At 61.0% G+C, this 25,069-nt stretch carries 22 protein-coding genes; 11 read left to right on the forward strand and 11 right to left on the reverse strand.

Annotated features, from left to right (window positions below; translation table 11 throughout):
- Positions 1 to 73: 73 nt before the first annotated feature.
- From NVB75_RS22060 to NVB75_RS22070, 3 genes are all read left to right on the forward strand, one after another.
- Entirely contained in the window at positions 74 to 349 is a 276-nt protein-coding gene (locus tag NVB75_RS22060) for a polyhydroxyalkanoic acid system family protein (protein ID WP_017478217.1), read from the forward strand.
- A gap of 105 nt (positions 350 to 454) precedes the next feature.
- Complete coding sequence (locus NVB75_RS22065) at positions 455 to 877, forward strand: phasin family protein (protein ID WP_258343311.1); 423 nt, start codon at positions 455 to 457, stop codon at positions 875 to 877.
- A gap of 12 nt (positions 878 to 889) precedes the next feature.
- Positions 890 to 1,888 (forward strand): phasin family protein, encoded by a 999-nt coding sequence (locus NVB75_RS22070; protein ID WP_258343312.1) that lies wholly within the window; start codon positions 890 to 892, stop codon positions 1,886 to 1,888.
- A 171-nt stretch (positions 1,889 to 2,059) separates the two neighbouring features.
- Here NVB75_RS22070 and NVB75_RS22075 read toward each other — a convergent pair whose 3' ends face one another.
- From NVB75_RS22075 to NVB75_RS22120, 10 genes are all read right to left on the reverse strand, one after another.
- Positions 2,060 to 2,680: a TetR/AcrR family transcriptional regulator gene (locus NVB75_RS22075; protein ID WP_258343314.1), complete on the reverse strand. Its 621-nt coding sequence runs from the start codon at positions 2,678 to 2,680 to the stop codon at positions 2,060 to 2,062.
- Positions 2,681 to 2,707: 27 nt separating this feature from the next.
- Positions 2,708 to 4,390 (reverse strand): class II poly(R)-hydroxyalkanoic acid synthase, encoded by a 1,683-nt coding sequence (gene phaC, locus NVB75_RS22080; protein WP_258343316.1) that lies wholly within the window; start codon positions 4,388 to 4,390, stop codon positions 2,708 to 2,710.
- A 247-nt stretch (positions 4,391 to 4,637) separates the two neighbouring features.
- Entirely contained in the window at positions 4,638 to 5,483 is an 846-nt protein-coding gene (phaZ, locus tag NVB75_RS22085) for a poly(3-hydroxyalkanoate) depolymerase (protein ID WP_003209316.1), read from the reverse strand.
- Between the two features lie 189 nt (positions 5,484 to 5,672).
- Positions 5,673 to 7,352: a class II poly(R)-hydroxyalkanoic acid synthase gene (gene phaC, locus NVB75_RS22090; RefSeq protein WP_017478231.1), complete on the reverse strand. Its 1,680-nt coding sequence runs from the start codon at positions 7,350 to 7,352 to the stop codon at positions 5,673 to 5,675.
- Positions 7,353 to 7,601: 249 nt separating this feature from the next.
- Positions 7,602 to 7,979, reverse strand: coding sequence for a gamma-butyrobetaine hydroxylase-like domain-containing protein (locus tag NVB75_RS22095; protein ID WP_017478232.1), 378 nt, complete (start codon positions 7,977 to 7,979; stop codon positions 7,602 to 7,604).
- Between the two features lie 162 nt (positions 7,980 to 8,141).
- Positions 8,142 to 9,479, reverse strand: coding sequence for an ATP-dependent protease ATPase subunit HslU (hslU, locus tag NVB75_RS22100; protein WP_008439258.1), 1,338 nt, complete (start codon positions 9,477 to 9,479; stop codon positions 8,142 to 8,144).
- A 38-nt stretch (positions 9,480 to 9,517) separates the two neighbouring features.
- Positions 9,518 to 10,048, reverse strand: coding sequence for an ATP-dependent protease subunit HslV (gene hslV / locus NVB75_RS22105; protein WP_003209323.1), 531 nt, complete (start codon positions 10,046 to 10,048; stop codon positions 9,518 to 9,520).
- Positions 10,049 to 10,304: 256 nt separating this feature from the next.
- Positions 10,305 to 11,009 carry an SPOR domain-containing protein gene (locus NVB75_RS22110; protein ID WP_017478234.1) on the reverse strand — a complete coding sequence of 235 codons (705 nt, stop codon included), beginning with the start codon at positions 11,007 to 11,009 and terminating at the stop codon, positions 10,305 to 10,307.
- 1 nt (position 11,010) lies between these two features.
- Positions 11,011 to 12,747 carry an arginine--tRNA ligase gene (argS, locus tag NVB75_RS22115; protein WP_258343319.1) on the reverse strand — a complete coding sequence of 579 codons (1,737 nt, stop codon included), beginning with the start codon at positions 12,745 to 12,747 and terminating at the stop codon, positions 11,011 to 11,013.
- A gap of 234 nt (positions 12,748 to 12,981) precedes the next feature.
- Positions 12,982 to 15,201 (reverse strand): primosomal protein N', encoded by a 2,220-nt coding sequence (locus NVB75_RS22120; RefSeq protein WP_008439257.1) that lies wholly within the window; start codon positions 15,199 to 15,201, stop codon positions 12,982 to 12,984.
- Between the two features lie 306 nt (positions 15,202 to 15,507).
- On the opposite strand from NVB75_RS22120, the gene rpmE reads away from it, so the two are divergent.
- The 3 genes from rpmE (at position 15,508) to NVB75_RS22135 (ending at position 18,019) form a co-directional block, all read left to right on the forward strand.
- Positions 15,508 to 15,738 (forward strand): 50S ribosomal protein L31, encoded by a 231-nt coding sequence (gene rpmE / locus NVB75_RS22125; RefSeq protein WP_003209330.1) that lies wholly within the window; start codon positions 15,508 to 15,510, stop codon positions 15,736 to 15,738.
- 41 nt (positions 15,739 to 15,779) lie between these two features.
- On the forward strand, positions 15,780 to 16,568 hold the full coding sequence (locus tag NVB75_RS22130) for a thermonuclease family protein (protein WP_258348711.1): 789 nt from the start codon (positions 15,780 to 15,782) through the stop codon (positions 16,566 to 16,568).
- A gap of 182 nt (positions 16,569 to 16,750) precedes the next feature.
- On the forward strand, positions 16,751 to 18,019 hold the full coding sequence (locus NVB75_RS22135; RefSeq protein ID WP_017478238.1) for a malic enzyme-like NAD(P)-binding protein: 1,269 nt from the start codon (positions 16,751 to 16,753) through the stop codon (positions 18,017 to 18,019).
- Between the two features lie 196 nt (positions 18,020 to 18,215).
- Here the strand turns inward: NVB75_RS22135 and NVB75_RS22140 are convergent, their stop codons facing one another.
- Positions 18,216 to 20,681: a penicillin-binding protein 1A gene (locus NVB75_RS22140; RefSeq protein ID WP_375378949.1), complete on the reverse strand. Its 2,466-nt coding sequence runs from the start codon at positions 20,679 to 20,681 to the stop codon at positions 18,216 to 18,218.
- A 220-nt stretch (positions 20,682 to 20,901) separates the two neighbouring features.
- Here NVB75_RS22140 and pilM point away from each other — a divergent pair, with 220 nt between their 5' ends.
- The 5 genes from pilM to aroK all read left to right on the forward strand — a co-directional run bounded on the left by pilM (position 20,902) and on the right by aroK (position 25,046).
- Complete coding sequence (gene pilM / locus NVB75_RS22145) at positions 20,902 to 21,555, forward strand: type IV pilus biogenesis protein PilM (RefSeq protein WP_258343321.1); 654 nt, start codon at positions 20,902 to 20,904, stop codon at positions 21,553 to 21,555.
- Positions 21,555 to 22,106 carry a PilN domain-containing protein gene (locus NVB75_RS22150; protein ID WP_258343322.1) on the forward strand — a complete coding sequence of 184 codons (552 nt, stop codon included), beginning with the start codon at positions 21,555 to 21,557 and terminating at the stop codon, positions 22,104 to 22,106. The genes pilM and NVB75_RS22150 overlap by 1 nt, the downstream gene beginning before the upstream one ends.
- Positions 22,103 to 23,116, forward strand: coding sequence for a pilus assembly protein PilP (locus tag NVB75_RS22155; RefSeq protein WP_258343323.1), 1,014 nt, complete (start codon positions 22,103 to 22,105; stop codon positions 23,114 to 23,116). Before NVB75_RS22150 ends, NVB75_RS22155 begins: the two co-directional genes overlap by 4 nt.
- A 69-nt stretch (positions 23,117 to 23,185) precedes the next feature.
- Positions 23,186 to 24,523, forward strand: coding sequence for a type IV pilus secretin PilQ (locus NVB75_RS22160; RefSeq protein WP_258348712.1), 1,338 nt, complete (start codon positions 23,186 to 23,188; stop codon positions 24,521 to 24,523).
- Between the two features lie 4 nt (positions 24,524 to 24,527).
- Entirely contained in the window at positions 24,528 to 25,046 is a 519-nt protein-coding gene (gene aroK / locus NVB75_RS22165; RefSeq protein ID WP_003209345.1) for a shikimate kinase AroK, read from the forward strand.
- Positions 25,047 to 25,069 lie beyond the last annotated feature (23 nt).

Genomic DNA, 25,069 nt, shown 5'->3' on the forward strand with positions numbered 1-25,069 from the left:
GTAAGATAGGTGGCCACCGAGACCTTTTGCCGCATGGCGGGTCGACAAGTCTCTATAACGAGGAGTCATTCAAATGGCCCGTATACAGGTTGAACGTGCTCACACGCTGGGCAAAGACGCTGCCCGAGAAAAAGCCGACAAGTTGGCGAGTAAACTCAAGGATCAATATGGCCTGGAGTCTTCGTGGGCCGGCGACACACTGAACCTCAAACGTTCGGGCGTTAAAGGCACCGTGAAAGTGGCTGAAGATTCTCTGCGCATCGAAGTCGAACTGGGGCTGTTGATGTCGGCCATGAGTGGCACCATCAAGTCCGAAATCGAGAAGGCGCTGGATAAAGCCCTGGCCTGATTTTCGTCCTTCTTAGGGTGCCGATTCTAATTTTTCTGCCTACTTTGTGCCCAAGCCCTCAACTTCTGTGGGCAGTTCCTCCCCCCTTTATGCGTGAGGTGCACCATGGCCAAAGTTATTTTGAAGAAAAAAATTGCTACCGGAACTAACGCTCTGACTGACGTTAAATCCTATGCCCGCAAGATCTGGTTGGCCGGTTTGGGGGCTTATGCCAAGGTTGGAAGCGAGGGCGCCGAGTACTTCAAAGAGCTCGTTAAGACTGGTCAACATATTGAAAGTAAAGGCAAAAAAGTTGTGATTGAACAACTTGATGCTGCCAACAGTCAGATTGATCAAGTCAAGAGCGAAGTCTTCGGCGTCAAAGGTCGAGTCGAAGTGCAACTGGATAAAGTTGAACGCGCTTTTGATAGTCGTGTTGGAAGTGCCTTGAATCGGATCGGCATTCCGTCTAAACATGACGTGGAGACACTCTCTGCTAAGCTCGATGAGCTGACGGCATTGCTCGAACGTGTCGCGCGTAAACACTAAGGAGACAACGGGATGGCTGGTAAAAAGACTACTGATAAAGAAGGCAGCTCGTGGATCGGGGAAGTTGAAAAATACTCCCGCAAGATCTGGCTGGCCGGTTTAGGCGTGTACTCGAAGGTGAGCAGTGACGGCGGTAAATACTTCGAGACTTTGGTTAAAGACGGCGAGAAGGCCGAGAAGTTGACCAAGAGCACAGTGGGTAAACAAGTCGATGCGGCAAAGGCTTCCGCCGGTTCTGCCAAATCACGTATCAGCGATAAGTGGGGCGAACTGGAAGGGGCTTTTGACAAGCGCCTGAACAGTGCCATTTCGCGACTCGGCGTACCTAGCCGTACTGAAGTGAAAGCGCTGCACAGCAAGGTCGATACTTTGACCAAGCAAATCGAAAAGCTCACTGGCCTTAAAGCTGCGCCAGTTGCGGCCAAAACCGCAGCGGCTAAACCAGCTGCCAAGCCGGCTGCGAAAACTGCAGCGGCCAAGCCTGCTGCAAAAACCGCCGCTAAACCGCTGGTCAAGGCTGCCGCCAAACCGGCAGTCAAGCCAGCCGCTAAAGCGCCGGCCAAAGCTGCTGCAAAACCGGCTGCCAAGCCTGCGGCTAAAACCGCAGCGGCTAAACCGGCCGCCAAGCCTGCCGCTAAACCAGTGGCCGCTAAAGCAGCTGCAAAACCTGCGGCAAAACCAGCCGCCAAGCCGGCAGCAAAAGCCGCAGCCAAGCCAGCGGCTAAAACCGCTGCCGCTAAACCTGCTGCCAAACCAGCCGCTGCGAAACCTGCAGCCAAGCCGGCCGCTGCCAAACCCGCCGCTAAACCTGCGGCTGCAAAACCTGCAGCGGCAAAACCGGCTGCGGCGAAGAAGCCGGCCGTAGCCAAAAAGCCAGCAGCGCCAAAGCCTGCGGTAGCGGCCAAGCCTGCAACCCCGGCGCCAGCGACCAACTCGGTGACCCCACCGACCCAGGCTGCTGCTACCCCGACTGCAACGCCGGCAACCCCGACGCCTACCAGTCAGTCCTGATTTTTACAGGACACATAAAAACGCCCGGCCTGCGAAGGTCGGGCGTTTTTTATGGAATCTACAGAACAACACAAATCCAATGTGGGAGCGGGCTTGCTCGCGAAAGCGAAGTGTCAGTCAACGCATGTGTAACTGACCCACCGCTTTCGCGAGCAAGCCCGCTCCCCCATTTTAGTCCGCGTCGTCCAGGTACCTGAGCGCCAACCGCTCCGTCGCCATCCTCGCCGGCATCAAAAGATGCGGCGCCACCAGCATCATGATCTGGTACACCACCACCCGCACCTCACCCTCACGGTCGATAATCCGTTGGTAGTCCAGGGAAAACAGCAGGGTCATGGTGATCTGTTCCACCAACTGCCCCAGCGCCTGGGTGTCACTGACCAATTGCCCATCCGTCTTGAGCCTGGCCAGCAACGAGGCCAGGGTGCGCTTGAGCGCCGTCAGCAGGTTGCGAATGCCCTTGGCCAGTTTCGGCAGGCGCCCCGCCAAGTTCGACAAGTCCTGGAACAGAAACCGGTAGTGGGCCATACGCTCCACGATCAGGTGCAGGAATAGCCAGTAATCCTCGGCCGCCAGTTGGGCGTCGTCAGGCGGGTCGAGCAATGGCGCCAATTCGGCCTGGAAGCGCTCGAACAGCCCGAGCACCAGTGGCTCCTTGCCATGGAAGTGGTAATAGAGATTGCCGGGACTGATCCCCATTTCATTCGCCACCTCCATGGTCGACACGTTCGGCTCGCCCTTGTGGTTGAACAACTGCAAGGCACATTCAAGGATACGGTCGCGGGTCTTCATCCAGTCTTCTTAAGGTCTTCGTTGGGCTCAGCGGACCCGCACATAGGTGCCCGGCGCCGCTTCCATCGGTGGGTAATTCTGGTTGCCCAGGGCGGTCAGGGTTTCGCGCTGTACACCGGAGCGCTGCTGGATCCACGCCAGCCAATTGGGCCACCAACTGCCCTCGACATGAGCGGCGTCGTAGTACCAGGCACGCGGGTCGCTGCTCAGCTTGAGGTTCTCGACGTAGTTCGCCTTGGGATTGCCTGGCGGGTTGAGGATGCTCTGGATATGCCCGCTGTTGGACAGAATGAAGCGCTTGTCGCCGCCCAGCAGTTGGGTGGAGCGGTACACCGCGTCCCACGGCGTGATGTGGTCGTTGATCCCGCCCACGCTGAAGCTGTCCACCGTGACCTTCTGCAAGTCGATGGGCGTGCCGCAAACTTCCAGGCCACCGGGATGACTCAGCGGGTTGTGCTTGAAGAAGTCCAGCAAGTCGCCATGCAGTGCGGCGGGCAGGCGGGTGTTGTCGTTGTTCCAGTACAGGATGTCGAAGGCCGGCGGTTCCTTGCCCAGCAGGTAGTTGTTGATCCAGTAATTCCAGATCAGGTCGTTGGGACGCATCCAGGCGAACACCTTGGCCATGTCGCGTCCATCGAGCACCCCTTGTTGATAGGAGCGGCGCTTGGCGGCTTCCAGGGTTTGTTCGTCGGCGAACAGGGTGGCGGGGCTGTCGATCTGGCTGTCCAGCAGGCTCACCAGATAACTGGCACTGGAGATGCGACGAAGCTGGCGCTTGGCCTGCAGGTGGCCTTGCAGCGCAGCGATGGTCAGGCCACCGGCGCAGGCGCCCATCAAGTTGACCTCGCGGGCGCCGGTGATTGCGCGGCACACGTTCAGCGCTTCTTCCAAAGCCGCTACGTAGGTGGAAAGGCCCCATTCGCGATGCCGTACATCCGGGTTGCGCCAGCTGACCATGAATACTTGCAGGCCGTTTTTCAGGGCGAACTGGACGAAGCTGTTGTTCGGGCTCAGGTCGAAGATGTAGTACTTGTTGATTTGCGGTGGCACTACCAGCAGCGGCTTGGCGTACTGTTTTTCGCTCATGGGCTTGTACTGGATCAGCTCCAGCAGTTCGTTGCGAAACACCACCGAGCCGGGCGTGGTAGCCACCGTCTTGCCGACTTCAAAGGCCTGCCTGGTGACCTGCCGCGGCAAGCCGTTGTTGTGCAGCAGATCATCGAACAGATTGCTGACACCCCGCACCACGCTGTTGCCGCCGGAGTTGAGCAACTCCTTGACCGCCAGCGGGTTGAGCAACGTATTGGAGGGCGAAACCGCATCGTTGAGCAGGGAAAAGGCAAATTGCGCCCGGGCCCGGTCGTCGGCGCTCAGGTTGCTGTCGTCGATCCAGTGCCGGGTTTGTTTTTGCCAGCTCAAATAGGCTTGCAGGCTGCGCCGATAAAACGGGTTGAGCTGCCAGGTCGGGTCGGCGAAACGGCTGTCGGCCGGGTTCGGCTCGTGCACCGTTTCCCCGAGCAGCACACGGCCCAATTGCCCACCCAGCTTCAGGGCGTGACGGGCGGTGTGCACCGGGTTGCGCAAGCCATGTGCGGCAACGCTGCGCAGAGTCGAGAGCAAATCCCGGCCGCGCAGGCCGGTGATCGCGCTTTGTGCATTGATGAACGCGGCGGGTGTGGGCACCGGGTTCGATACGGGTCTTTCTCGCATGCGCCAACACTCCTTCGTCAAGCCATCAACAAGCACGCCAATTCAGAACCATAGTCGGTTCTGGCCAAGTGACCCTATGCGTGACCAAAATTTCTTCCCTGTAACCCCCGTGATTCGTAATTCCGTAGCAGCTGTCGAGCGCCAGCGAGGCTGCGTTGAGCGCGCCGCCGATGATGAGCCTGGCGCAGGACCGAGTCGCGGCTGACGCAGCCTCGCTGGCGCTCGACAGCTGCTACGGAGGGCTTGCTCATAGGGCGGGTTGCGGGTGAATCACCGCCCTCAGGCGTTCCTCCTGGAGAAATTTCATGATGATCGGCGCCACGGCCTCGGCCCGGGTAATCAGAAACAGATGACCGTCGTCGATGATGTGCAGTTGAGCGTTGGGTATGCGCCAGGCCAGCATGCGCATGTTGATCAGCGGGATCAGCGGGTCGTCATCGCCGGCCAGCACCAGGGTTGGTTGCTTGATCTTGTGCAGCCAGTGGATGCTGGTCCAGCCAAGCCCGGCGAACAGTTGCCAGTAGTAGCCCAGCTTGCCCGCCGAACGCACTTTGCTGGCGTGTTCGGCGGCCAGCTTGGAATCCCGACGGAAGGAGCCGCCGTAGATCATCGGGGCAATGCGCACCACATGGGACGGCTGGATATAACGCCGGGGACTGGCCATCAACCACAGGACTTTCGGTTTGCCCGGCACCATAAAGGCGCCGGCAGCGGTGGCGGCGAGAATCAGCTTCTTGCAGCGCTCCGGGTAGTCATAGGCGAACTGCTGCGCCAGCGCGCCGCCCCAGGAGACGCCCACCGCGTTGACCTGGCCATAGTCCAGGTAATCGAGCATGCGCGCGGTGAGTTTGGCCAGCCCGGGAAAGCGATAAGGCCGGCTGGGAGTCGACGAGCCGCCGACGCCTGGCACATCAAAGGCAATCACTTCCAGGTCCGGGTCCAGGGCCTGGACGAACGGAAACACGAGCTCAAGGTTGGCGCCGATGCCGTTGAAAATCAGCAGCGGCGTCAAGTGAGGCTTGCCCGGGCGTACCGCCGTGCGGATGGCTTGGCCATCCAGGTCGATGGTACGGAAGATAAACGGTTGCGGCATGGGCTTACCCTGCAAAATGGCGCGCTATTCCCTGTCGGAACTCGGTCAGTGTGGGAGCGGCGGTGCGACGATTCGACTTGCTCGCGAAGGCGGTGAATCAGTCTCCAGATGCATCAACTGACACACCGCCTTCGCGAGCAAGCCCGCTCCCACAGTTGATCCCGTTCCAGTCACAAAAGTGTGTGTGCTTTATCGTTCATGTACATAAGTGCCCGGCGCCGCTTCAGCCGCTGCGTACGCTTTATTACCCAACGCCGTCGGCGCCTTCTTCAACTTGCCCGACCGCTCCGCCTGCCACGCCTGCCAATGCAGCCACCACGAATCGGTGTGCTTGGTGGCGTTCTCCTGCCAGTCCAGGGCCTTGCCCGGCATCGTGTCGCTGGTCTGGTAACGCGACTTGGGGTTGCCCGGCGGGTTCAGGATGCTCTGGATATGCCCGCTGCTGGACAACACAAACTCAACCTTGCCGCCAAACAGCTGCGCCGACTTGTAGCAGGACTGCCACGGCGTAATGTGGTCGTTGGTGCCGGCCAACGAATAGATATCGGCGGTGACCTGCTTCAGGTCGATCGGCGTGCCGCACACTTCGAGGGCATTGGCGCGAACCAATGGGTTGTTCTTGAACAGCTCAATCAGGTCGCCGTGGAAAGCGGCCGGCAAGCGGGTGGTGTCGTTGTTCCAGAACAGGATGTCGAACACCGGCGGCTCGTTGCCCAGCAGGTAGTTGTTGACCCAGTAATTCCAGATCAGGTCATTGGGGCGCATCCAGGCAAATACCTTGGCCATGTCGCGGCCTTCGAGCACACCGGCCTGGTAGGAGTGGCGCTTGGCTGCTTCCAGGGTCTGCTCGTCCACGAACAGCGCCACCTGGGTGTCCAGGGTGGTGTCCAGCACGCTCACCAGCAGGGTCAGGGCGTTGACCTTCTTCTCGCCCAGCGCCGCGTAGTGGCCCAGCAGGGCGGTGCAGGTAATGCCGCCGGAGCAGGCGCCAAGCATGTTGATGTCTTTGCTGCCGGTGATCGCGCTCACCACATCCACCGCTTCTTTCAGCGCCTCGATGTAGGTCGACAGGCCCCACTCGCGCTGGGCCTTGGTCGGGTTGCGCCAGCTGACGATAAACGTCTGCTGGTTATTGCGCAGGCAGAACCGCGCCAGGCTCTTGTCCGGGCTCAGGTCGAATACATAGAACTTGTTGATCTGCGGCGGCACCACCAGCAGCGGGCGTTCGTGCACCTGCTCGGTGATCGGCCGGTACTGGATCAGCTCCAGCACATCGTTGCGAAACACCACGGCGCCTTCGGTGGTGCCCAGGCTCTTGCCCACTTCAAAGGCGCCCATGTTGACCTGGCTTGGCATGCCGCCGTTGTGCACCATGTCCTTGGCCAGGTGGGACAGGCCGTCCAGCAGGCTCTTGCCGCCGGTTTCGAAGAAGCGTTTGACTGCCGCCGGGTTGGCCGCGCTATTGGTGGGCGCCATGGCTTCGGTCATCAGGTTGATGACGAAGTGGCCGCGGCTGATGTCGTGCTCCGACAGGTTGCTGTCACCGATCCAGTCGTGCAGCTCCTTGCGCCACGCCAGGTAGGTTTGCAGGTAACGTTTGTAGAGCGGGTTCTGGGTCCACGCCGGGTCGTTGAAGCGGCGGTCGTCGGCCTCGGGTGTCAGCTGTGATTTGCCGAACACCACGTTCTTCAATTCGACGCCAAAATGGGCGACGTGCTTGACGCTGTGCAACGGTTGTTTGATGGCCTGGGTCAGCACCATCCGAGCGGATGCCAGTAAATCCTTTTTCCGTAACGCGATGATCGGGTTCAGCCCCAGGGTGTTTTCCGAGGCTTGGCGTTTCAAGTCATCGTTGTTCTTGTTACTCATCTACGACGCTCCATTGTCCGACAGACGAGTACCGGGTACCGCTGTGTACCACTACTTGCCACACAGCACAGCCTGGTACTACTGCTCGGGTGACCGTTAATACCGCATCGTCAAATGCAGGGAACTTGCCAGTTCCATTGGTTACCCGAGTTTAATTTTTTTCGCAAGCGGGCCAATCGTTGGCCACGACAGAGGGGCATTCAAGCAGATGGAATTAGAAAATGCCCACTAATGAGCAAGAGGCCTGAGCTAGAGCATCAGCCGCACGACCGACTGGCTCGGGTCGCGGGTTTTTCCGGCGGCTTTCAGCTCGGCAAGATAGTCAGCCCACAGTGCGTCCTGACGCACGGCAAGTTGATAGAGGTAGTCCCAGGTGAACAATCCGCTGTCATGACCGTCGTCGAAGGTCAATTTCAGTGCGTATTGGCCGGCGGGTTCGATCTTGGTCAAACCGACATTGAGCTTGCCGAATTGCAGGATCGGTTTGCCGTGGCCCTGGACCTCGGCGGAGGGGGAGTGCACGCGAAGGAATTCGGCGGGCAGTTGATACACCTCGTCAGGACCGTAGGTAAGGCCCAGGGTCTTGGAGGCTTTGTGCAGGTTGATGGCGGTAGGCAGTTTGGTCATTTGGGGAACCGCTCATAGATGATCCTGAAGGAACCGGCTTTAAACTGTGGGAGCGGGCTTGCTCGCGAATGCGGTGGGTCAGTCACCGTTGCATAAACTGACCCACCGCATTCGCGAGCAAGCCCGCTCCCACATTAAAGCAGAGCGGTTCCTGCGTAAGCCTTACAGGATATAACGAGACAGATCTTCGTTCTGCGCCAATTCGCCCAAGTGGCTGTTGACGTAGTCGGCGTCGATCTTGATTGCCTCGCCATTCTGCGCGCCCGCCATGTCGCCGGCACTGAAGGACACTTCCTCCAGCAGGCGCTCAAGCAGGGTGTGCAGACGACGGGCACCGATGTTCTCGGTCTTCTCGTTGACCTGCCAGGCGATCTCGGCCAAACGCTTGATTCCGTCCGGCAGGAACTCAATGCCCAAGCCTTCGGTTTTAAGCAATTCGCGGTATTGCTCGGTCAGCGACGCATGGGGCTCGCTGAGGATGCGTTCGAAGTCGCCTGGCGTCAGGGCTTTCAGCTCAACGCGAATCGGCAGACGGCCTTGCAGCTCCGGCACCAGGTCGCTCGGCTTGCTCAGGTGGAACGCACCGGAAGCGATAAACAGGATGTGATCGGTCTTGACCATGCCCAGCTTGGTGTTGACGGTGCAGCCTTCGATCAGCGGCAGCAGGTCGCGCTGCACGCCTTCGCGGGAGACATCGACGCCGCCGGAATTACCGCGCTTGGCCACCTTGTCGATCTCGTCGATAAACACGATGCCGTGCTGCTCGACCGCTTCCAGGGCCTTGGCCTTGAGTTCTTCCTCATTCACCAGGCGCCCGGCCTCTTCGTCACGCACCAGTTTCAGCGCTTCCTTCACCTTGAGCTTGCGGCTTTTCTTCTTGCCCTTGCCCATATTGGCGAACAGGTTCTGCAACTGGCTGGTCATTTCTTCCATGCCAGGCGGTGCGGAGATGTCGACGCCGGACACTTCGGCGACTTCGATCTCGATTTCCTTGTCGTCCAGTTGGCCTTCACGCAGGCGCTTGCGGAACAGCTGGCGGGTGTTGGAATCCGAGCTCGGCGCGGCGTCTTCGTTGAAGCCCATGCGTGCCGGTGGCAGCAGGGCGTCGAGGATGCGTTCTTCAGCGGCGTCTTCGGCGCGATGGCTGACCTTGGTCATTTCCTGTTCGCGCAGCAGCTTCAGGGCAGCGTCGGCCAGGTCACGAATGATCGACTCGACGTCACGGCCCACATAGCCCACTTCGGTGAACTTGGTGGCTTCGACCTTGATGAACGGAGCGTTGGCCAGTTTGGCCAGGCGCCGGGCGATCTCGGTTTTACCGACACCGGTCGGGCCGATCATCAGGATGTTCTTGGGGGTTACTTCAACGCGCAACTCTTCGGGCAGTTGCATCCGGCGCCAGCGGTTACGCAGGGCGATGGCAACGGCGCGCTTGGCATCGTCCTGGCCGATGATATGGCGATTGAGTTCATGGACGATTTCGCGGGGAGTCATGGACATAGTAATTGGCGGTCCTCAAGCGGGAATAAGCCTGCGGCTTACTCGGCGAGGTCCTGCTCCTCAATGGTCAGGTTGTGGTTGGTGAAGACACAGATGTCGCCAGCGATACCCAGGGCCGTCTCGACGATTTCCCGGGCCGACAGGTCGGTTTTCTTCAGTAGGGCGCTGGCAGCGGCCTGGGCGTAACCGCCGCCGGAACCCATGGCGATCAGGCCTTCTTCGGGTTCAACCACGTCGCCGTTGCCGGTGATGATCAGCGAGGCATCTTTGTTGGCGACGGCCAACATGGCTTCGAGGCGGCTGAGGGAGCGGTCGGTGCGCCATTCTTTGGCGAGTTCGACGGCGGCACGGACCAGGTGGCCCTGGTGCTTCTCAAGTTGGCCTTCAAAGCGCTCGAACAGGGTAAAGGCGTCAGCGGTGGCGCCGGCGAAACCGGCGAGGACCTGGCCGTGGTACAGGCGACGGACTTTTTTCGCGTTGCCTTTCATCACGGTATTGCCAAGTGAAACCTGGCCGTCGCCGCCCATGACGACTTTGCCGTGGCGGCGAACTGAAACGATGGTGGTCAAGGGGAGAGTCTCCACGCTGCGGGGCGAAAATGCCCTGATGGAACTCATATGGGGGTGGCGGGGGGGATTTCAACTGTAGGACGGGAGGGCGGACGAGTGGTGTTTATGTGTCGGACCCGGTCCTGAGGGCGATGAAAATCAAATGTGGGAGCGGGCTTGCTCGCGAATGCGGTGTGCCAGTCACTGGAAATATTGACTGGTCTGGCGCCTTCGCGAGCAAGCCCGCTCCCACATAGGTACTGCTGTGTGCCGGGAATCAGCGGCTCTGGCGTTGTTGTAACAACAGGTTGCTAAACCCTGCCCCCGCCAGTTGTTTCTGCGCCACGGTCAGCTGTTCACGGTTGCTGAACGGCCCTACCAGCACGCGATACCAGGTCGCATCCTTCACAGTGCCCGACTCCACCGTCACTGCCTGCCCCAGCAAAATAATCTGCGCACGCACGCGGTCCGCATCCGCCTGTTTCGGGAACGAGCCCGCCTGCAGGAAGAACTTGGTCACCGGCGCGGCCTTGGTGGTGGCAACCGGCGGCGGTGGCGGCGGGGTAATCCCGGCCAGCGCAGCCTGGGCCCGGGCCGTGTCGATCTTCGCTGCTTCGGCCGGGGTAACCGGCGTAGTCGGCACAGGCTGCGGCGTCGGCAGGGTTTTCTCCGGCACGGCGTCCGGCGGCACGATCACTTCCGATTCCGGCAGCAATGTGTAGAAGTCGTACTTCGGCTTCACCGGCGCAGTCGGGCTCGGGACGGTCTTGTTCGCTTCGGCCATTTTCGTGGCCCTCTGCTGCTCTTGCTTGACCCGTTTGACGTCATCGCCCTTGCCCGGGTCCAGTTTCATCAGAAACACGACAAACGCGCCGACCGTCAGGCCGATCGCCATCCACAACCAGCCCGGAATAGGTTTCTTCGCAGGTGCCTGGTAGCGGCTGGCGCCGCGCTTGGGTGCAGGTTTTTTCTTGGCAGCCAACTTACATACGCTCCAGAGTTTCCAGGCCCAACAATTCCAGGCCTTGCTTGAGGGTCCGTCCTGCCAGTGCGGCGAGGCGCAGGCGGCTCTGCTTTTGGGCTTCGTCGTCTGCGGTCAGGATCGGGCAGTTCTCGTAGAAGCTGGAGAACAAACCGGCGACTTCGTACAAATAGGTGCAGAGGATGTGCGGCGTGCCTTTCTCGCCGACGCTGTTCAGCACTTCGCCGAATTGCGCCAGCTTGGCCGCCAGTTCCTGCTCGTGCGGCGCTTCAAGGTTGATCTGGCCTTCGACTTCACTGAAGTCCTTGCCCAGCTTGCGGAACACACCGGCCACCCGGGTGTAGGCATACAGCAGGTACGGCGCAGTGTTGCCTTCGAAGTTGAGCATCAGCTCGAAGTTGAAGCTGTAGTCGCTGGTGCGGTGCTTGGACAGGTCGGCGTATTTCACCGCGCCAATCCCCACCACGCGGGCGATGTTGCGCAGGTCGGCTTCGGCCAGCTCCGGGTTCTTTTCCTTCACCAGGTTGTAGGCGCGGTCCTGGGCTTCGTTCAGCAGGTCGATCAGCTTCACGGTGCCGCCGTCACGGGTCTTGAACGGGCGGCCATCGGCGCCGTTCATGGTGCCGAAGCCCATGTGTTCCATCTGCATCGGGTGGGTGACGAAACCGGCGCGACGCGCCACTTCGAACACTTGCTGGAAGTGCAGGGCCTGGCGCTGGTCAACGAAATACAGGGCGCGGTCGGCTTTCAGCACGCCGCTGCGGTAGCGCACGGCGGCCAGGTCGGTGGTGGCGTAGAGGTAGCCGCCATCGGCCTTGACGATGATCACCGGCAGCGGGTCGCCGTCGGCCGTCTTGAATTCTTCGAGGAACACGCACTGGGCGCCGTTGCTCTCAACCAGCAGGCCCTTGGCCTTGAGGTCGTTGACCACGTTGATCAGGTCGTCGTTGTAGGCGCTTTCGCCCATGACGTCGGCCATGGTCAATTTGACGTTGAGCAGTTCGTAGATTTCCTGGCAGTGGGACAGGGAAATCTCGCGGAAGCGGCCCCACAGCTCCAGGCATTCGGCATCGCCGGCTTGCAGCTTGACCACCAGGCCACGGGCGCGGTCGGCGAATTCTTCGGATTCGTCGAAACGCTTCTTGGCGGCGCGGTAGAAGTTCTCCAGGTCCGACAGCTCATTGCTGGTGATCGGGTTTTCCTGCAGATAGGCCATCAACATGCCGAACTGGGTGCCCCAGTCGCCCACGTGGTTCTGGCGGATCACGTCGTCGCCGAGGAACTCCAGGACCCGCGCCACGCCGTCACCGATGATGGTGGAGCGCAGGTGGCCCACGTGCATTTCCTTGGCCAGGTTCGGTGCCGACAGGTCGATGGCCACGCGCTGTGTCGGGCCGGCCTTGCGTACGCCGATCTTGGCATCCGCCAGGGCCGCGTCCAGGCGCGAAGCCAGGGCCTGGGTGTTCTGGAAGAAGTTGATAAAGCCCGGGCCGGCGATTTCAGCCTTGGTCACCTGCGGGTCGGCCGGCAGCGCGGCGATGATTTTTTCCGCCAGGTCGCGAGGCTTCAGGCCGGCCGGCTTGGCCAGCATCATCGCAATGTTGCTGGCGAAATCACCGTGAGTCTTGTCACGGGTATTTTCCACCTGGATCGCCGGCGACAGGCCTTCAGGCAACACACCTTCGTTGACGAGTTGGGTGAGGGCTTGTTGGATCAGCTGGCGAATGGTGTCTTTCATGGTGTTCTCTTTCGACCGCAAGCGGTGGCGCGCGATGCGCAGGTGGAAAAACTGGGCATTATCCGTGGCGAGGGCGGGCTTGCCAACCTTCGCTGGACCTTGACGGACGATTAACCTGTGGCGAGGGAGCTTGCTGTGGCGAGGGAGCTTGCTCCCGCTGGAGTGCGTAGCGCTCCCGGCTTTTTTGGGGCTGCTACGCAGCCCAGCGGGAGCAAGCTCCCTCGCCACAGGGGTTTAGTACAAATCTACCGGGTCTACGTCCAACGACCATCTCACTTGTCGCCCGCTGGGCATTTGCTCCAGGGCAAGTAACCAGCTGCTTAATAAACGATGCAGCGGGGCGCGGGCACTGGCTTGCAAGAGTAGCTGGGCGCGGTAACGCCCGGCGCGGCGTTCCATCGGTGCTGGAACCGGGCCCAATAGCTCAATGCCGGTCAGACCCAGCTCCCCCAGCAAACGTTCAGCCTCGCTGCACGCTTCATCCAGGAAACCTTCGGCCTGCCCCGGCTTGTGCGCCTCGGCCCGCAGCAGCGCCAGATGCGCAAAGGGCGGCAAGCCGGCCGAGCGGCGTTCGCTCAAGGCCTGTTCGGCAAAGGCAAAGTAGCCTTGTTCTGTCAGTTGAATCAGCAGCGGGTGGTCGGCCAGGTGCGTCTGGATGATCACTTTGCCCGGCTCTTCAGCCCGACCGGCACGGCCTGCGACCTGTACGATCAGCTGCGCCATGCGCTCGCTGGCGCGGAAATCCCCGGAGAACAGTCCTCCGTCAGCATCCAGGATCGACACCAGGGTCACCCGTGGGAAGTGATGCCCTTTGGCAAGCATCTGGGTGCCCACCAAAATACACGGCTGGCCCTTCTGAATCGTGGCGAACAGCTGATTCATCGCGTCCTTGCGCGACGTACTGTCACGGTCGACCCGCAGCACCGGGTAATCCGGGAACAGAATGCCCAGCCGCTCCTCGGCGCGCTCGGTGCCTGCGCCCACCGGGCGCAAGTCGACCTTGCCGCATTGCGGGCAGTGACGCGGCACTCGTTCCACATGGCCGCAGTGATGGCAGCGCAACTCGCCGGAGCGCTGGTGTACGGTCATTCGCGCATCGCAGCGATTGCACTCGGACATCCAGCCGCAGTCATGGCACAGCAGCGTCGGCGCAAAACCCCGGCGGTTGAGGAACACCAGCACTTGCTGGCCCGCCGCGAGGGTTTGGCCTATGGCTTGTTGCATCGGCCCGGAAATGCCGCTGTCCAGCGGGCGACTTTTCACGTCCAGGCGCAGGAAGCGTGGCTGCTTGGCGCCGCCGGCCCGCTCGTTGAGACGCAGCAGGCCGTAGCGACCGGTGTAGGCGTTGTGCAGGCTTTCCAGGGAGGGCGTGGCCGAACCCAGCACGATCGGGATGTTTTCCTGGCGGGCCCGCACCAGTGCCAGGTCGCGGGCGTGGTAGCGCAGGCCTTCCTGCTGTTTATAGGAGCCGTCGTGTTCTTCGTCGATGATGATCAGCCCGGGATTTTTCATCGGAGTGAACAGGGCCGAGCGGGTACCAATAATAATGTCGGCCTCGCCGTCCCGGGCGGCGAGCCAGGATTCCAGGCGCTCGCGGTCGTTGACCGCCGAGTGCACCAGGGCGATGCGCGCGTTGAAGCGCTGCTCGAAGCGCGCCAGGGTTTGCGGGCCGAGGTTGATCTCGGGGATCAACACCAACGCCTGTTTGCCGGCCTCGAGGGTTTCGCGGATCAGCTGTAAATAGACTTCGGTCTTGCCGCTGCCGGTAACGCCGGCCAGCAGGAACGCGTGGAAGCTGTCGAAGCCGGCGCGAATTGCCTCGTAGGCGGCGCGTTGTTCGGGGTTGAGCGGCAATTCCGGCTGAGCCAGCCAGTGTTCGTGGCGCTCGCCGGGGGCGTGCTTGCGGATCTCCACCTGCACCAGGCCTTTGGCGAGTAGCAAGTCCAGGCTGTCCTTGCTCAGCATCAGCTTGCTTAACAGCTGATGGGCGACGCCATGGGGATGCTGGGCCAGGGTTGCCAGAGCTTCACGCTGGCGCGGAGCGCGTGCGATTCGCGGGTCATCCATTCGCGCCCCGGGCACCATCGACCAGAAACGCTCCTGGCGCGCCTCGGCCAACTCGCCCTGGCGCAACAGCACCGGCAGCGCCCAGCTCAGGGTGTCACCCAGGCTGTGCTGGTAATACTGCGAGGTCCACAGGCACAGCTTGAACAGCGCGGGCGGCAACGGCGGCGTGCTGTCGAGGATCGCCACGGCGGGCTTGAGCTTCTCGGCGGGCACTTCGCTGTGATCGGCGACTTCCACCAGGATGCCGATCATCTCCCGCCGGCCAAACGGCACGCGCACACGCATGCCGGGCTGCAGCTGCGACCGCAATACACCGGCAGGGGCCCGATAATCGAACAGGCGGCGCAGGGGCGAGGGCAGGGCGAGGCGCAAAATGGCGTCGGGCACGCGGGGGTTCTCATATGACGGGCGGCGAAGAAGGGCGGGAGCCTAGCAGACCAGCGGTGGAGGTGTCCTGTGTGGGAGCGGGCTTGCTCGCGAAAACGGTGTATCAGTGACAGATAGGGGGGCTGACCCGCCGCCTTCGCGAGCAAGCCCGCTCCCACAGGGCCTTGTGTATGCCGCGCTTTTCTGATGAAAGGGGCCGTAGTGCTTCTTGCGCGTTTAAAAAGGTCTGGTAGAATCCGCGGCCTAATTACGTGCGGTATTCAACAATAGTGTTGATTGGCGGCACGCTAGCCTGAGGAATACACCATGAAAGCCGATATCCATCCAAACTATGTTGCCATCGACGTTACCTGCAGCTGCGGTAACAAGTTCGAAACCCGTTCGACTTTCGGCAAAGCTCTGCCAATCGACGTGTGCAACGAGTGCCACCCGTTCTACACCGGTAAGCAGAAGACTCTGGATGTTGGCGGCCGTGTTGACCGCTTCAAGACCCGCTTCGGTGCTTTCGGCGCTAAAGCTGCTCCTAAAGCCGAGTAAGGCTGGTCCGCTTGGATGGCCTGTATGGCTTGTCCTCGTTGATGAAAAAGGCGTCCCTTGTGGGCGCCTTTTTTGTGTCTGCGATTTGGCTGGCGCCCGCCCAGGCCGAGGTGTTCTGCCCGGCGCCCGGCCATGTTGCTACCTTCGGCGTGCAGCGGGTGGTGGATGGCGACACGGTGCGCCTCAAGGACGGCCGCAGCGTGCGCATGATCGGCGTCAATGCCCCGGAAACCGGCAAGAAGGGCCGCACTGACGAGCCCTTCGCCGTGGCCGCTCGCGAGCGCCTGCAAAGCCTGGTGGATGCGAGTGGTGGGCGCGTTGGCGTGGTGCCCGGACGGGAGAGCAAGGACCGTTACGGTCGCACCCTGGCCCATCTTTACGGCGCCAATGGCGAAAACCTGGAGGCGCAGTTGCTCGCCGAAGGCCTCGGATTCCAGGTGGCCGTCGCGCCGAATGTGGAGCTGGTGGCCTGCCAGCAAGCCGCCGAACGCAGCGCCCGCCAGGCCCGGTTGGGGCTGTGGCGCCAGTCACCGGTGATAGATGCGGCGAAGATCCGGCGCTCGGGCTTTGCGGTGGTCAGCGGCCAGGTGAGCAAAATCGAACGCAATCGCGGCGGAGTCTGGATCGAGTTGCAGGGCTCACTGGTATTACGCATTGCGCCCAATCAGGTGGCCACGTTCGACAGTGTGCTGTTGAAGGGTTTGCAGGGCCAATCCATCGAGGCGCGCGGCTGGGTGCTGGACCGTTCCCGACGCGGCGGCCTGAAAAAAGGCCAGGCGCGCTGGCTGCTGCCACTGACCGATCCCGGCATGCTTCAGCGGGTACCGTAAGAAGAAAATTGTAGACATTTTTTAATGCGATTGTGAACAGTTGAGCCCTTGTATCTCGTGGCTCTTGGCCAAAAGTCGTAGGGCAGGGCCCTTGACACCTGTGACTGCCCAGTCTTGTGGGGACTTTGCGACACGCGTATCCTCGGCGGTCCGTCGACCAACAGTAAAAGCGGAATGCCGATATGTCTGATTTGAAAACTGCCGCTCTCGAATATCATGCCCATCCTCGTCCAGGAAAGCTGAGTGTAGAGCTCACCAAAGCCACTGCCACCGCCCGCGACCTGTCGCTGGCCTACAGCCCTGGCGTTGCCGAGCCCGTACGTGAAATCGCCCGGGATCCTGAACTGGCCTACAAGTACACCGGCAAAGGCAACCTGGTTGCAGTGATCTCTGATGGCACCGCGATCCTCGGCCTGGGTAACCTCGGCCCATTGGCGTCCAAGCCAGTCATGGAAGGTAAAGGCGTGCTGTTCAAGCGCTTCGCCGGCATTGACGTATTCGATATCGAAGTGGATTCCGAAAGCCCGCAGGCTTTCATCGACACCGTCAAGCGCATCTCCATCACCTTCGGTGGCATCAACCTGGAAGACATCAAGGCACCTGAGTGCTTCGAGATCGAAAAGGCCCTGATCGAACAGTGCGACATCCCGGTATTCCACGATGACCAGCACGGCACCGCGATCGTTACCGCGGCCGGCATGATCAACGCCCTGGAAATCGCTGGCAAAACCCTCGGCGAAGCCAAGATCGTTTGCCTGGGCGCCGGTGCTGCGGCCATCTCCTGCATGAAGTTGCTGGTGAGCATGGGCGCCAAGCTGGAAAACATCTACATGGTCGACAGCAAGGGCGTTGTGCAGTCCGAGCGTACCGACCTGAACCAGTACAAGGCGATGTTCGCGCATCCGTCCTCCAAGCGTACCCTGGCTGACGCCCTTGACGGTGCAGACGTGTTCGTTGGCCTGTCCGGCCCGAACCTGCTGAGCGCCGAAGGCCTCAAATCCATGGCGGCCAACCCGATCGTGTTCGCGTGCTCCAACCCGGATCCGGAAATCTCCCCGGAACTGGCCCACGCCACTCGTAACGACGTGATCATGGCCACCGGCCGTTCGGACTACCCGAACCAGGTCAACAACGTACTGGGCTTCCCGTTCATCTTCCGTGGTGCCCTGGACGTTCGCGCCAAGCGCATCAACGAAGAAATGAAAGTGGCTGCCGCCAACGCCCTGCGCGAACTGGCCAAGCTGCCGGTACCGCAGGACGTCTGTGACGCCTACGGCGGTGCGAAACTGGAATTCGGTCGTGAGTACATCATCCCGAAACCAATGGATAAGCGCCTGATCACCCTGATCTCCGATGCCGTGGCTAAAGCTGCGATCGAGACTGGCGTGGCTACCCTGCCGTATCCGAAGAACTACCCGCTGAAAAGCGTGGACGATGTGTTCAACGGCTAAGCCGCTGTAGCGCACCAACAAAAAAGCCCCGGCTCTTGCGAGTCGGGGCTTTTTTTGTGGCTGGCAATTGGCTCGAGCCTGGCGGTGATCCAACTGTGGGAGCGGGCTTGCTCGCGAAGACGGTGTGTCAGTCGGCCCATCTGAGCCTGATACTCCGCTTTCGCGAGCAAGCCCGCTCCCACATTGGATCTGCGTGTTAGAACAAGTCGATCGGGGCCGCCTCATCCGCCGGCAGCGGGCTGCCCGGTGCAACGCCGTTGCCCAGTTCGTTGACCGACGGCGGCGTGTCCTCGCTCTTGAACAGCTCAAAGTACGCATTCGGCGTGCTCGGCGCTGCCGCACGACCGCTGACCGGGTCGATTCGCAGGCTGAGTATGCCTTCCGGCTCCGGCTGGGTATGCGGCGGCATATCCTTCAGCGCAGCCCCCATGTAGCTCATCCAGATCGGCAGCGCGACGGTGCCGCCGAACTCCCGGCGACCGAGGCTTTCCGGCTGGTCGTAACCGGTCCATACGGTGGTTACGTAGTCGGCGTTGTAGCCCGAGAACCATGCATCCTTGGAGTCGTTGGTGGTACCGGTCTTGCCGGCGATGTCGGAGCGGCCCAGGGCCAGGGCGCGACGCCCCGTACCTTTCTTGATCACGTCTTCCAGGATGCTGTTGAGGATGTAGGTGGTGCGGCCATCCACAACACGTTCGGCCACGGCCGGCGCTTGTGGTGCTTGTGGTGCGGCGGGGGTTCCGGTTGCCGGGGCTTCGCCTGGCGTCGGCTCGATGGTGATGCCGCCGTTGGTCGGTGCTGTCTGGCCGTCAGTGGCTGCAATTCCATTGACCACATCGCCCGGTACCCGTGGCGGGTTGGCGGTGAACAGTGTTTCGCCGCTACGGCTTTCGATCTTGTCGATCAGGTACGGGGTGATCTTGTAGCCGCCGTTGGCAAAGGTGCTCCAACCGGTGGCGATTTCCATCGGCGTCAGCGTGGCGGTACCCAGTGCCAGGGACAGGTTGGGCGGCAGGTCCGATTTGTTGAAGCCGAAGCGGGTGATGTAGTCGATGGTCTTGCCTACGCCCATCGCCTGCAGCAAGCGGATCGACACCAGGTTACGCGACTTGTACAGCGCTTCGCGGACGCGGATCGGGCCGAGGAAGGTGTTGGTGTCGTTCTTCGGACGCCAGACCTTGTCCAGGTACTCGTCGACAAACACGATCGGCGCATCGTTGACCAGGCTGGCGGCGGTGTAGCCGTTATCCAGGGCGGCGCTGTAGATGAACGGCTTGAAGCTGGAGCCCGGCTGGCGCTTGGCCTGAGTGGCGCGGTTGTAGTTGCTCTGCTCGAAGGCAAACCCGCCGACCAGGGCGCGAATCGCACCGTTCTGCGGGTCAAGCGACACCAGGGCGCCCTGTGCCACCGGCACCTGGCTGAATTTCAGACTGTCGTCCTTCTGGCGCTGCACACGAATCAGGTCGCCGACCTGCGCCACGTCCGACGGCTGCTTGGGCATCGCACCCATGCTGTTGGTGTTCAGGAACGGGCGAGCCCATTTCATGCTGTCCCACGACACATGTTCTTCGCCGGTGCGGGTCAGTACCTGCACGCCATCCTTCTTCACCTGAGTGACGATGGCGGGCTCAAGGCCGCTGATCGGGCGCTGTTTGCCCAACTCGACGGTCCAGGCGCTCAGGGTCTTGCCCGGCAGGCGTGATTCAGGGCCGCGGTAGCCATGGCGCTGGTCGTAGGCGACGAGGCCATCGTGTACTGACTTGTTGGCGATTTCCTGCAGGTTGCTAGGAATCGTCGTGGTCACGCGGAAGCCTTCGGTGTACGCCTCGCTGCCATAACGGCCGACCATCTCGGCACGGGCCATTTCGGCGATATAAGGGGCATTCACTTCCGGCGTCGGCACGTGATAGCTGGCGTTCAACGGCTCGGCCACCGCACTTTCGTATGCGGCCTGGTCGATCTTGCCCAGCTTGTACATGCGGCCCAGGATCCAGTCGCGGCGCTCTTTACTGCGCGCCGGGTTGGCCAGCGGGTTGAAGCGCGAAGGGGCTTTGGGCAGGCCGGCAATCATCGCCATCTGCGCCAGGCTGGCGTCACGAATCGACTTGCCGTAGTAAACCTGCGAAGCCGCCTCGATGCCGTAGGCGCGGTTGCCGAGGTAGATCTTGTTGACGTACAGCTCAAGGATCTCGTCCTTGGTCAGCTGACGTTCGATCTGCAGCGCCAGGAGGATTTCCGTGGCCTTGCGGGAAAAGCTGCGTTCGCTGGTGAGGAAGAAGTTCTTCGCGACCTGCATGGTAATGGTGCTGCCACCGGACTGAATGTGTCCGCTTTTTACCAGCTGCGTGGCGGCCCGCACCAGGCTGCTTGGGTCAACGCCATAGTGGTTGGCGAAATTATCGTCTTCAGCCGACAGCAGGGCGTTGATGAAATTGGGTGGAATGTCGGCGAAACGGATCGGTGTACGGCGCATTTCGCCGAACTCCGCGATCAGTTTTTCATCGCTGCTATAGACCCGCAAAGGAATCTGCAACTGGATACTTCTCAGGGCCTCTACGGAGGGCAAACCCGGACTAAGGTAGAGATAGGCCCCGCTGAGCACGAGCATCAGCCCGCAGACGATCGCGACAATGGAGTACCCGAAAAACTTCAGCAGACGAATCAAGGCTTTTGGATTTCCAAGGAAAAGAATGGGTTAGGCGTCGGGGCATGCACGGCAAGCGGTGGATCGACCCGGCCAGCAGATAAACGCGGGAAAAAACGCTGGGCATTAAAGCATTTTTCGGCTTCGGGCGTCATTCGTGCCGCTCACACAAGCCGACCGAATGCAGGAAGCCTGGCAACAATCAGTCCGTAAGACAGGGAAAGTTTTGGGGAGTTTTATGATAAAGGGATTTTTCAGGCGAAAAGCCGATGCCGTCCTGGGTATCGACATCAATGACGCCGGCGTCAAGCTGGTGGAACTCGAGGTTTCAGGCAGCGGCTACAGCGTCCGCGGCTACGCCATGCAGCCGCTGCCGGCCCATGCGGTGGTCGACAGTAGCGTGGTGGATTTTGATGCCGTCGCGCAGGCCCTTTCCAGAGCACTGGCACAGGTGCATACCTCCCTCCGACAGGCTGCCGTGGCCGTCGCCGGGCCTTCGGTAATCACCCGTGTGCTCGAGATGGACGCCGGGCTCACTGATGCAGAAATGGTGCAACGAATCCACGGGGAAGCAGACCAGTACATTCCTTATCCGCTGGAGGATGTGGCCATCGACTTTCAGGTGCAGGGCCCGTCGGCCCATGACTCGCAAAGCGTCGATGTGCTGCTGGTTGCCTGCCTCAAGGAACAGGTCGAGGCCCGTGAGGCGGTTTTGGCCCTGGCGGGCCTGGGGACGCGCATCGTGGATGTCGAAGCATTTGCATTGGCTCGCGCGGGCAGGCAGGCTTCGGACAGCATCACGCCGGGCCGTCGTGTCGATGGCGCGCAATGGGCCGTGGATGCCCAGGGAATGGGAGTGGCCTGCGGGTTGGCCCTGAGGAGTTTCGACTGATGACACGAATCAACCTGCTGCCGTGGCGCGCAGAACGGAATGAGCGGCGGCGCAAGTATTTTCTGGTGTTCTTGCTGGTTGCTGCGGCTGTGGCGCTGGTTGCGGTATGGCTCGCAGACCAGGTGATCGATCGCGCAATTGATCGGCAATTGGCCCGCAACAGCCAGTTGAGCCAGGGCGTGACCGGGCTCGACTCGCGAATGAAAGCGATCGACGAGTTGCATGAGCAACGCCAGCAGCTGATGGAGCGGATGAAAGTTGTGCAGGGTTTGCAGGACGACCGTTCGGCCGGTGCTCAGTTGCTGGATCAACTGGCCCGTGCCGTGCCGGAAGGTGTGCAATTGCGTGAAGTCAGCGTTGATGGTGGTTCTGTCTCGATCAGCGGCACTGCCGAATCGAACCAGGACGTTGCTCAGTTCATGCGTGGTCTCGAGGCTGCCGACGACTTGCAGTCGCCCCGGCTTCAACGGGTTCGTGGCGCCCAAGCGGGCGACGGCAATGGCTTTCAGTTGACGGTTCGCCATGGTGATTCGGATGAGGTAGGCCAATGAGGGGGGCGTCAGGCCTGCGAAGGCTGACGGAACTCGACATCGCCCAGCTCTACCGAAACGCCGCCGACTGGCCGCTGCCGGGCAAGGCTTTGCTGGGTGGTGCGGTGGTTTGCCTGCTGTGGATAGCGGGCAACAGCTTCTACTTGAGTGGGGCGCGAGAGCAATTGCGCCAGCTGGAGGCGCAGGAAGTGGCGCTTGAGCAGCAGGTTGCGCTGAAGACCGTTCAGGTGGCCGGACTGGAGTCTCAGGCCCGCGACTTCAAAACGATGCAAGGCCGTTTCACCAATCTGTTGCGGCAGTTGCCTGCCGATACCGAAGTGCCCGGCCTGCTTGAAGACATAGGCCGCCTGAGTGCCGCCAATGGCCTGGCGCTGGACGCCATCGACCTGCTGGATGACCAGCCTCGCACTCTGTACATCGAGTCGCCCATGCAGATTGGCGTGACCGGGACTTTTCACGATCTGGCGGCGTTCATCAGCGGCATGGCTGGCATGCCAAGGATCGTCACGGTGCATGACTTGGCGTTCAGCCATGTTGAACCCTCAGGGTTGCGCCTCAGCCTGGTGGCGAAGACTTATCGCTACAACCGTCAAGCGGATGATGATCTGGAGGCTGATTTGCACCAACCGTCGCTGGCGCTTGCCGAGCCGGTTGCCTACGATTTTTCATCCTTGCGCGATCCTTTTCAGTCGCCCTCTCGTCAGCGAGTGCGGCCCGTTGGGCGACCGGCCGCGGGACCTGATTTCGCCAGGCCGCGCGGAGTACTTGAAAGCGTCGCCCTGGATCAGTTTGAAATGGTTGGAACCTTGTCCCTGGGTACACAAACCTTCGCACTGCTGCGCGGCGCGTCGTCTATCCATCGGTTGGCAATCGGCGATTACCTGGGGCCGGACCATGGGCGTATCACGGCAATCCACAACTCCCATGTCGAACTGGCCGAGCTTTTCCCGGATGGCCAGGGCGCTTGGCTGGAACGCTCGCAAACCCTTGCACTGAACGTTAACTCATAACGGAAACAAACAATGAAAAGGACTTTTTCGTCCTTCGGTGTGGCGCTATGGATAGCGTTCACGGCACCGATGGTCATGGCTGTGCCCAATCGAATCGACCTGATTCACCTGCCGCCACCGGGCAATACGCCTCTGAGTACCGATCGCGTGGCATTTACCGGCGACAAGCTGTCCCTCAACTTCCAGAACATCGAAGTGCGCGCGGTGTTGCAGCAGATTGCCGACGTTGCCGGCCTCAACCTGGTGGCCAGCGACGACGTGCAGGGGGCGATCACCTTGCGCCTCAAGGACGTGCCTTGGGACCAGGCGCTGGACCTGGTGCTGCAAACCAAGGGGTTGGATAAACGTGTGACGGCCAATGTGCTGCTGGTCGCGCCGGCCGAGGAGTTGGCCGCCCGGGAGCTGCTGGTGCTGGAGTCGCGCAAGCAAATGACCGAGCTGGCGCCGCTGCGCCGTGAGCTGCTGCAAGTGAATTACGCCAAGGCTTCGGACCTGGCCAAGCTCTTCCAGTCGGCCGTGGGCCTGGAAGGTGCCACCGATGAGCGCGGCTCGGTGGCGGTGGATGATCGCACCAACAACATCATCGCCTACCAGACCCAGGAGCGGCTGGAGGAGCTGCGCAAGATTGTGGCGCAACTGGATATTCCGGTAAGACAGGTGATGATCGAGGCGCGGATCGTTGAGGCCAATGTGGATTACGACAAAAGCCTGGGGGTGCGCTGGGGCGGGCAGATGAATCGGGGTAACTGGAGCGCTGGCGGGATCAGGAAACCGCTGGCCGAGGGCGCCGAGCCGCCTGAAAACCCGCCCAGCTCGCCCTTTGTTGATATGGGCACGGTCAACGGCAGTGCCGGCCTGGGGATCGCTTTTATCACCGACAACCTGTTGCTGGACCTGGAGCTTAGCGCCATGGAAAAAACCGGTAACGGTGAAATCGTCTCACAGCCCAAAGTCGTCACTTCCGACAAGGAAACCGCACGAATCCTCAAGGGCACCGAGATTCCCTATCAGGAATCCAGCTCCACCGGCGCCACCTCGGTGTCGTTCAAGGAAGCCTCGCTGTCATTGGAGGTAACGCCGCAAATCACCCCGGACGGCTGGGTGAACATGGAGGTCAAGGTCACCAAGGACGAGCCCGACTACCTGAACAAGCTCAATGACGTGCCGCCGATCAAGAAAAACGAGGTCAACGCCAAGGTGCTGGTGAGGGACGGCGAGACCATCGTGATTGGCGGGGTTTTCTCCAATACTCAAAGCAAAGTGGTAGATAAAGTGCCATTTTTGGGCGATGTGCCGTATCTTGGCCGCCTTTTCCGGCGGGATGTGGTTTCGGAGAAAAAATCCGAGCTGCTGGTATTCCTGACTCCGCGTATTATGAATAACCAGGCGATTGCTGTGAGTCGTTGATTCTGTGCGAAATTTGATTCTTGTTGGACCGATGGGGGCTGGAAAAAGCACCATCGGCCGTTTGCTGGCCAAAGAGCTGCGCCTGCCATTCAAAGACTCCGATAAGGAAATTGAATTGCGCACGGGCGCCAATATCCCGTGGATCTTCGATAAGGAAGGCGAACTGGGCTTTCGCGACCGCGAGCAAGCGATGATTGCCGAGCTGTGCGGCTGTGACGGCGTGGTATTGGCCACCGGCGGCGGCGCGGTGATGCGCGACGAGAATCGCCGGGCGCTGCACGCCGGCGGTCGCGTGGTCTATCTGCACGCGTCTGTCGAGCAGCAGGTGGGCCGCACCGCTCGCGATCGCAATCGCCCGTTGTTGCGTACCGCCGACCCGGCAAAAACCCTGCGGGACCTGCTGACGCTGCGCGACCCGCTGTATCGGGAAATCGCCGATCTGGTGGTGGAAACCGATGAGCGGCCGCCGCGAATGGTCGTTCTCGACATTCTTGAGCGCCTGGCACAGTTGCCGCCCCGTTAAAGCCAGAGCCGAAATGCGCTATC

This window comes from Pseudomonas sp. CBS, from assembly GCF_024734645.1.
GTDB lineage: Bacteria > Pseudomonadota > Gammaproteobacteria > Pseudomonadales > Pseudomonadaceae > Aquipseudomonas.

What these genes read in the sequence shown, in the direction of transcription:
- NVB75_RS22060 (WP_017478217.1), top strand. Translation starts at nt 74, where the DNA reads ATGGCCCGTATACAGGTTGAACGTGCTCACACGCTGGGCAAAGACGCT.
- NVB75_RS22065 (WP_258343311.1), top strand. Translation starts at nt 455, where the DNA reads ATGGCCAAAGTTATTTTGAAGAAAAAAATTGCTACCGGAACTAACGCT.
- NVB75_RS22070 (WP_258343312.1), top strand. Translation starts at nt 890, where the DNA reads ATGGCTGGTAAAAAGACTACTGATAAAGAAGGCAGCTCGTGGATCGGG.
- NVB75_RS22075 (WP_258343314.1), bottom strand. Translation starts at nt 2,680, where the DNA reads ATGAAGACCCGCGACCGTATCCTTGAATGTGCCTTGCAGTTGTTCAAC.
- phaC (WP_258343316.1), bottom strand. Translation starts at nt 4,390, where the DNA reads ATGCGAGAAAGACCCGTATCGAACCCGGTGCCCACACCCGCCGCGTTC.
- phaZ (WP_003209316.1), bottom strand. Translation starts at nt 5,483, where the DNA reads ATGCCGCAACCGTTTATCTTCCGTACCATCGACCTGGATGGCCAAGCC.
- phaC (WP_017478231.1), bottom strand. Translation starts at nt 7,352, where the DNA reads ATGAGTAACAAGAACAACGATGACTTGAAACGCCAAGCCTCGGAAAAC.
- NVB75_RS22095 (WP_017478232.1), bottom strand. Translation starts at nt 7,979, where the DNA reads ATGACCAAACTGCCTACCGCCATCAACCTGCACAAAGCCTCCAAGACC.
- hslU (WP_008439258.1), bottom strand. Translation starts at nt 9,479, where the DNA reads ATGTCCATGACTCCCCGCGAAATCGTCCATGAACTCAATCGCCATATC.
- argS (WP_258343319.1), bottom strand. Translation starts at nt 12,747, where the DNA reads ATGAAAGACACCATTCGCCAGCTGATCCAACAAGCCCTCACCCAACTC.
- rpmE (WP_003209330.1), top strand. Translation starts at nt 15,508, where the DNA reads ATGAAAGCCGATATCCATCCAAACTATGTTGCCATCGACGTTACCTGC.
- NVB75_RS22130 (WP_258348711.1), top strand. Translation starts at nt 15,780, where the DNA reads ATGAAAAAGGCGTCCCTTGTGGGCGCCTTTTTTGTGTCTGCGATTTGG.
- NVB75_RS22135 (WP_017478238.1), top strand. Translation starts at nt 16,751, where the DNA reads ATGTCTGATTTGAAAACTGCCGCTCTCGAATATCATGCCCATCCTCGT.
- pilM (WP_258343321.1), top strand. Translation starts at nt 20,902, where the DNA reads ATGATAAAGGGATTTTTCAGGCGAAAAGCCGATGCCGTCCTGGGTATC.
- NVB75_RS22150 (WP_258343322.1), top strand. Translation starts at nt 21,555, where the DNA reads ATGACACGAATCAACCTGCTGCCGTGGCGCGCAGAACGGAATGAGCGG.
- NVB75_RS22155 (WP_258343323.1), top strand. Translation starts at nt 22,103, where the DNA reads ATGAGGGGGGCGTCAGGCCTGCGAAGGCTGACGGAACTCGACATCGCC.
- NVB75_RS22160 (WP_258348712.1), top strand. Translation starts at nt 23,186, where the DNA reads ATGGTCATGGCTGTGCCCAATCGAATCGACCTGATTCACCTGCCGCCA.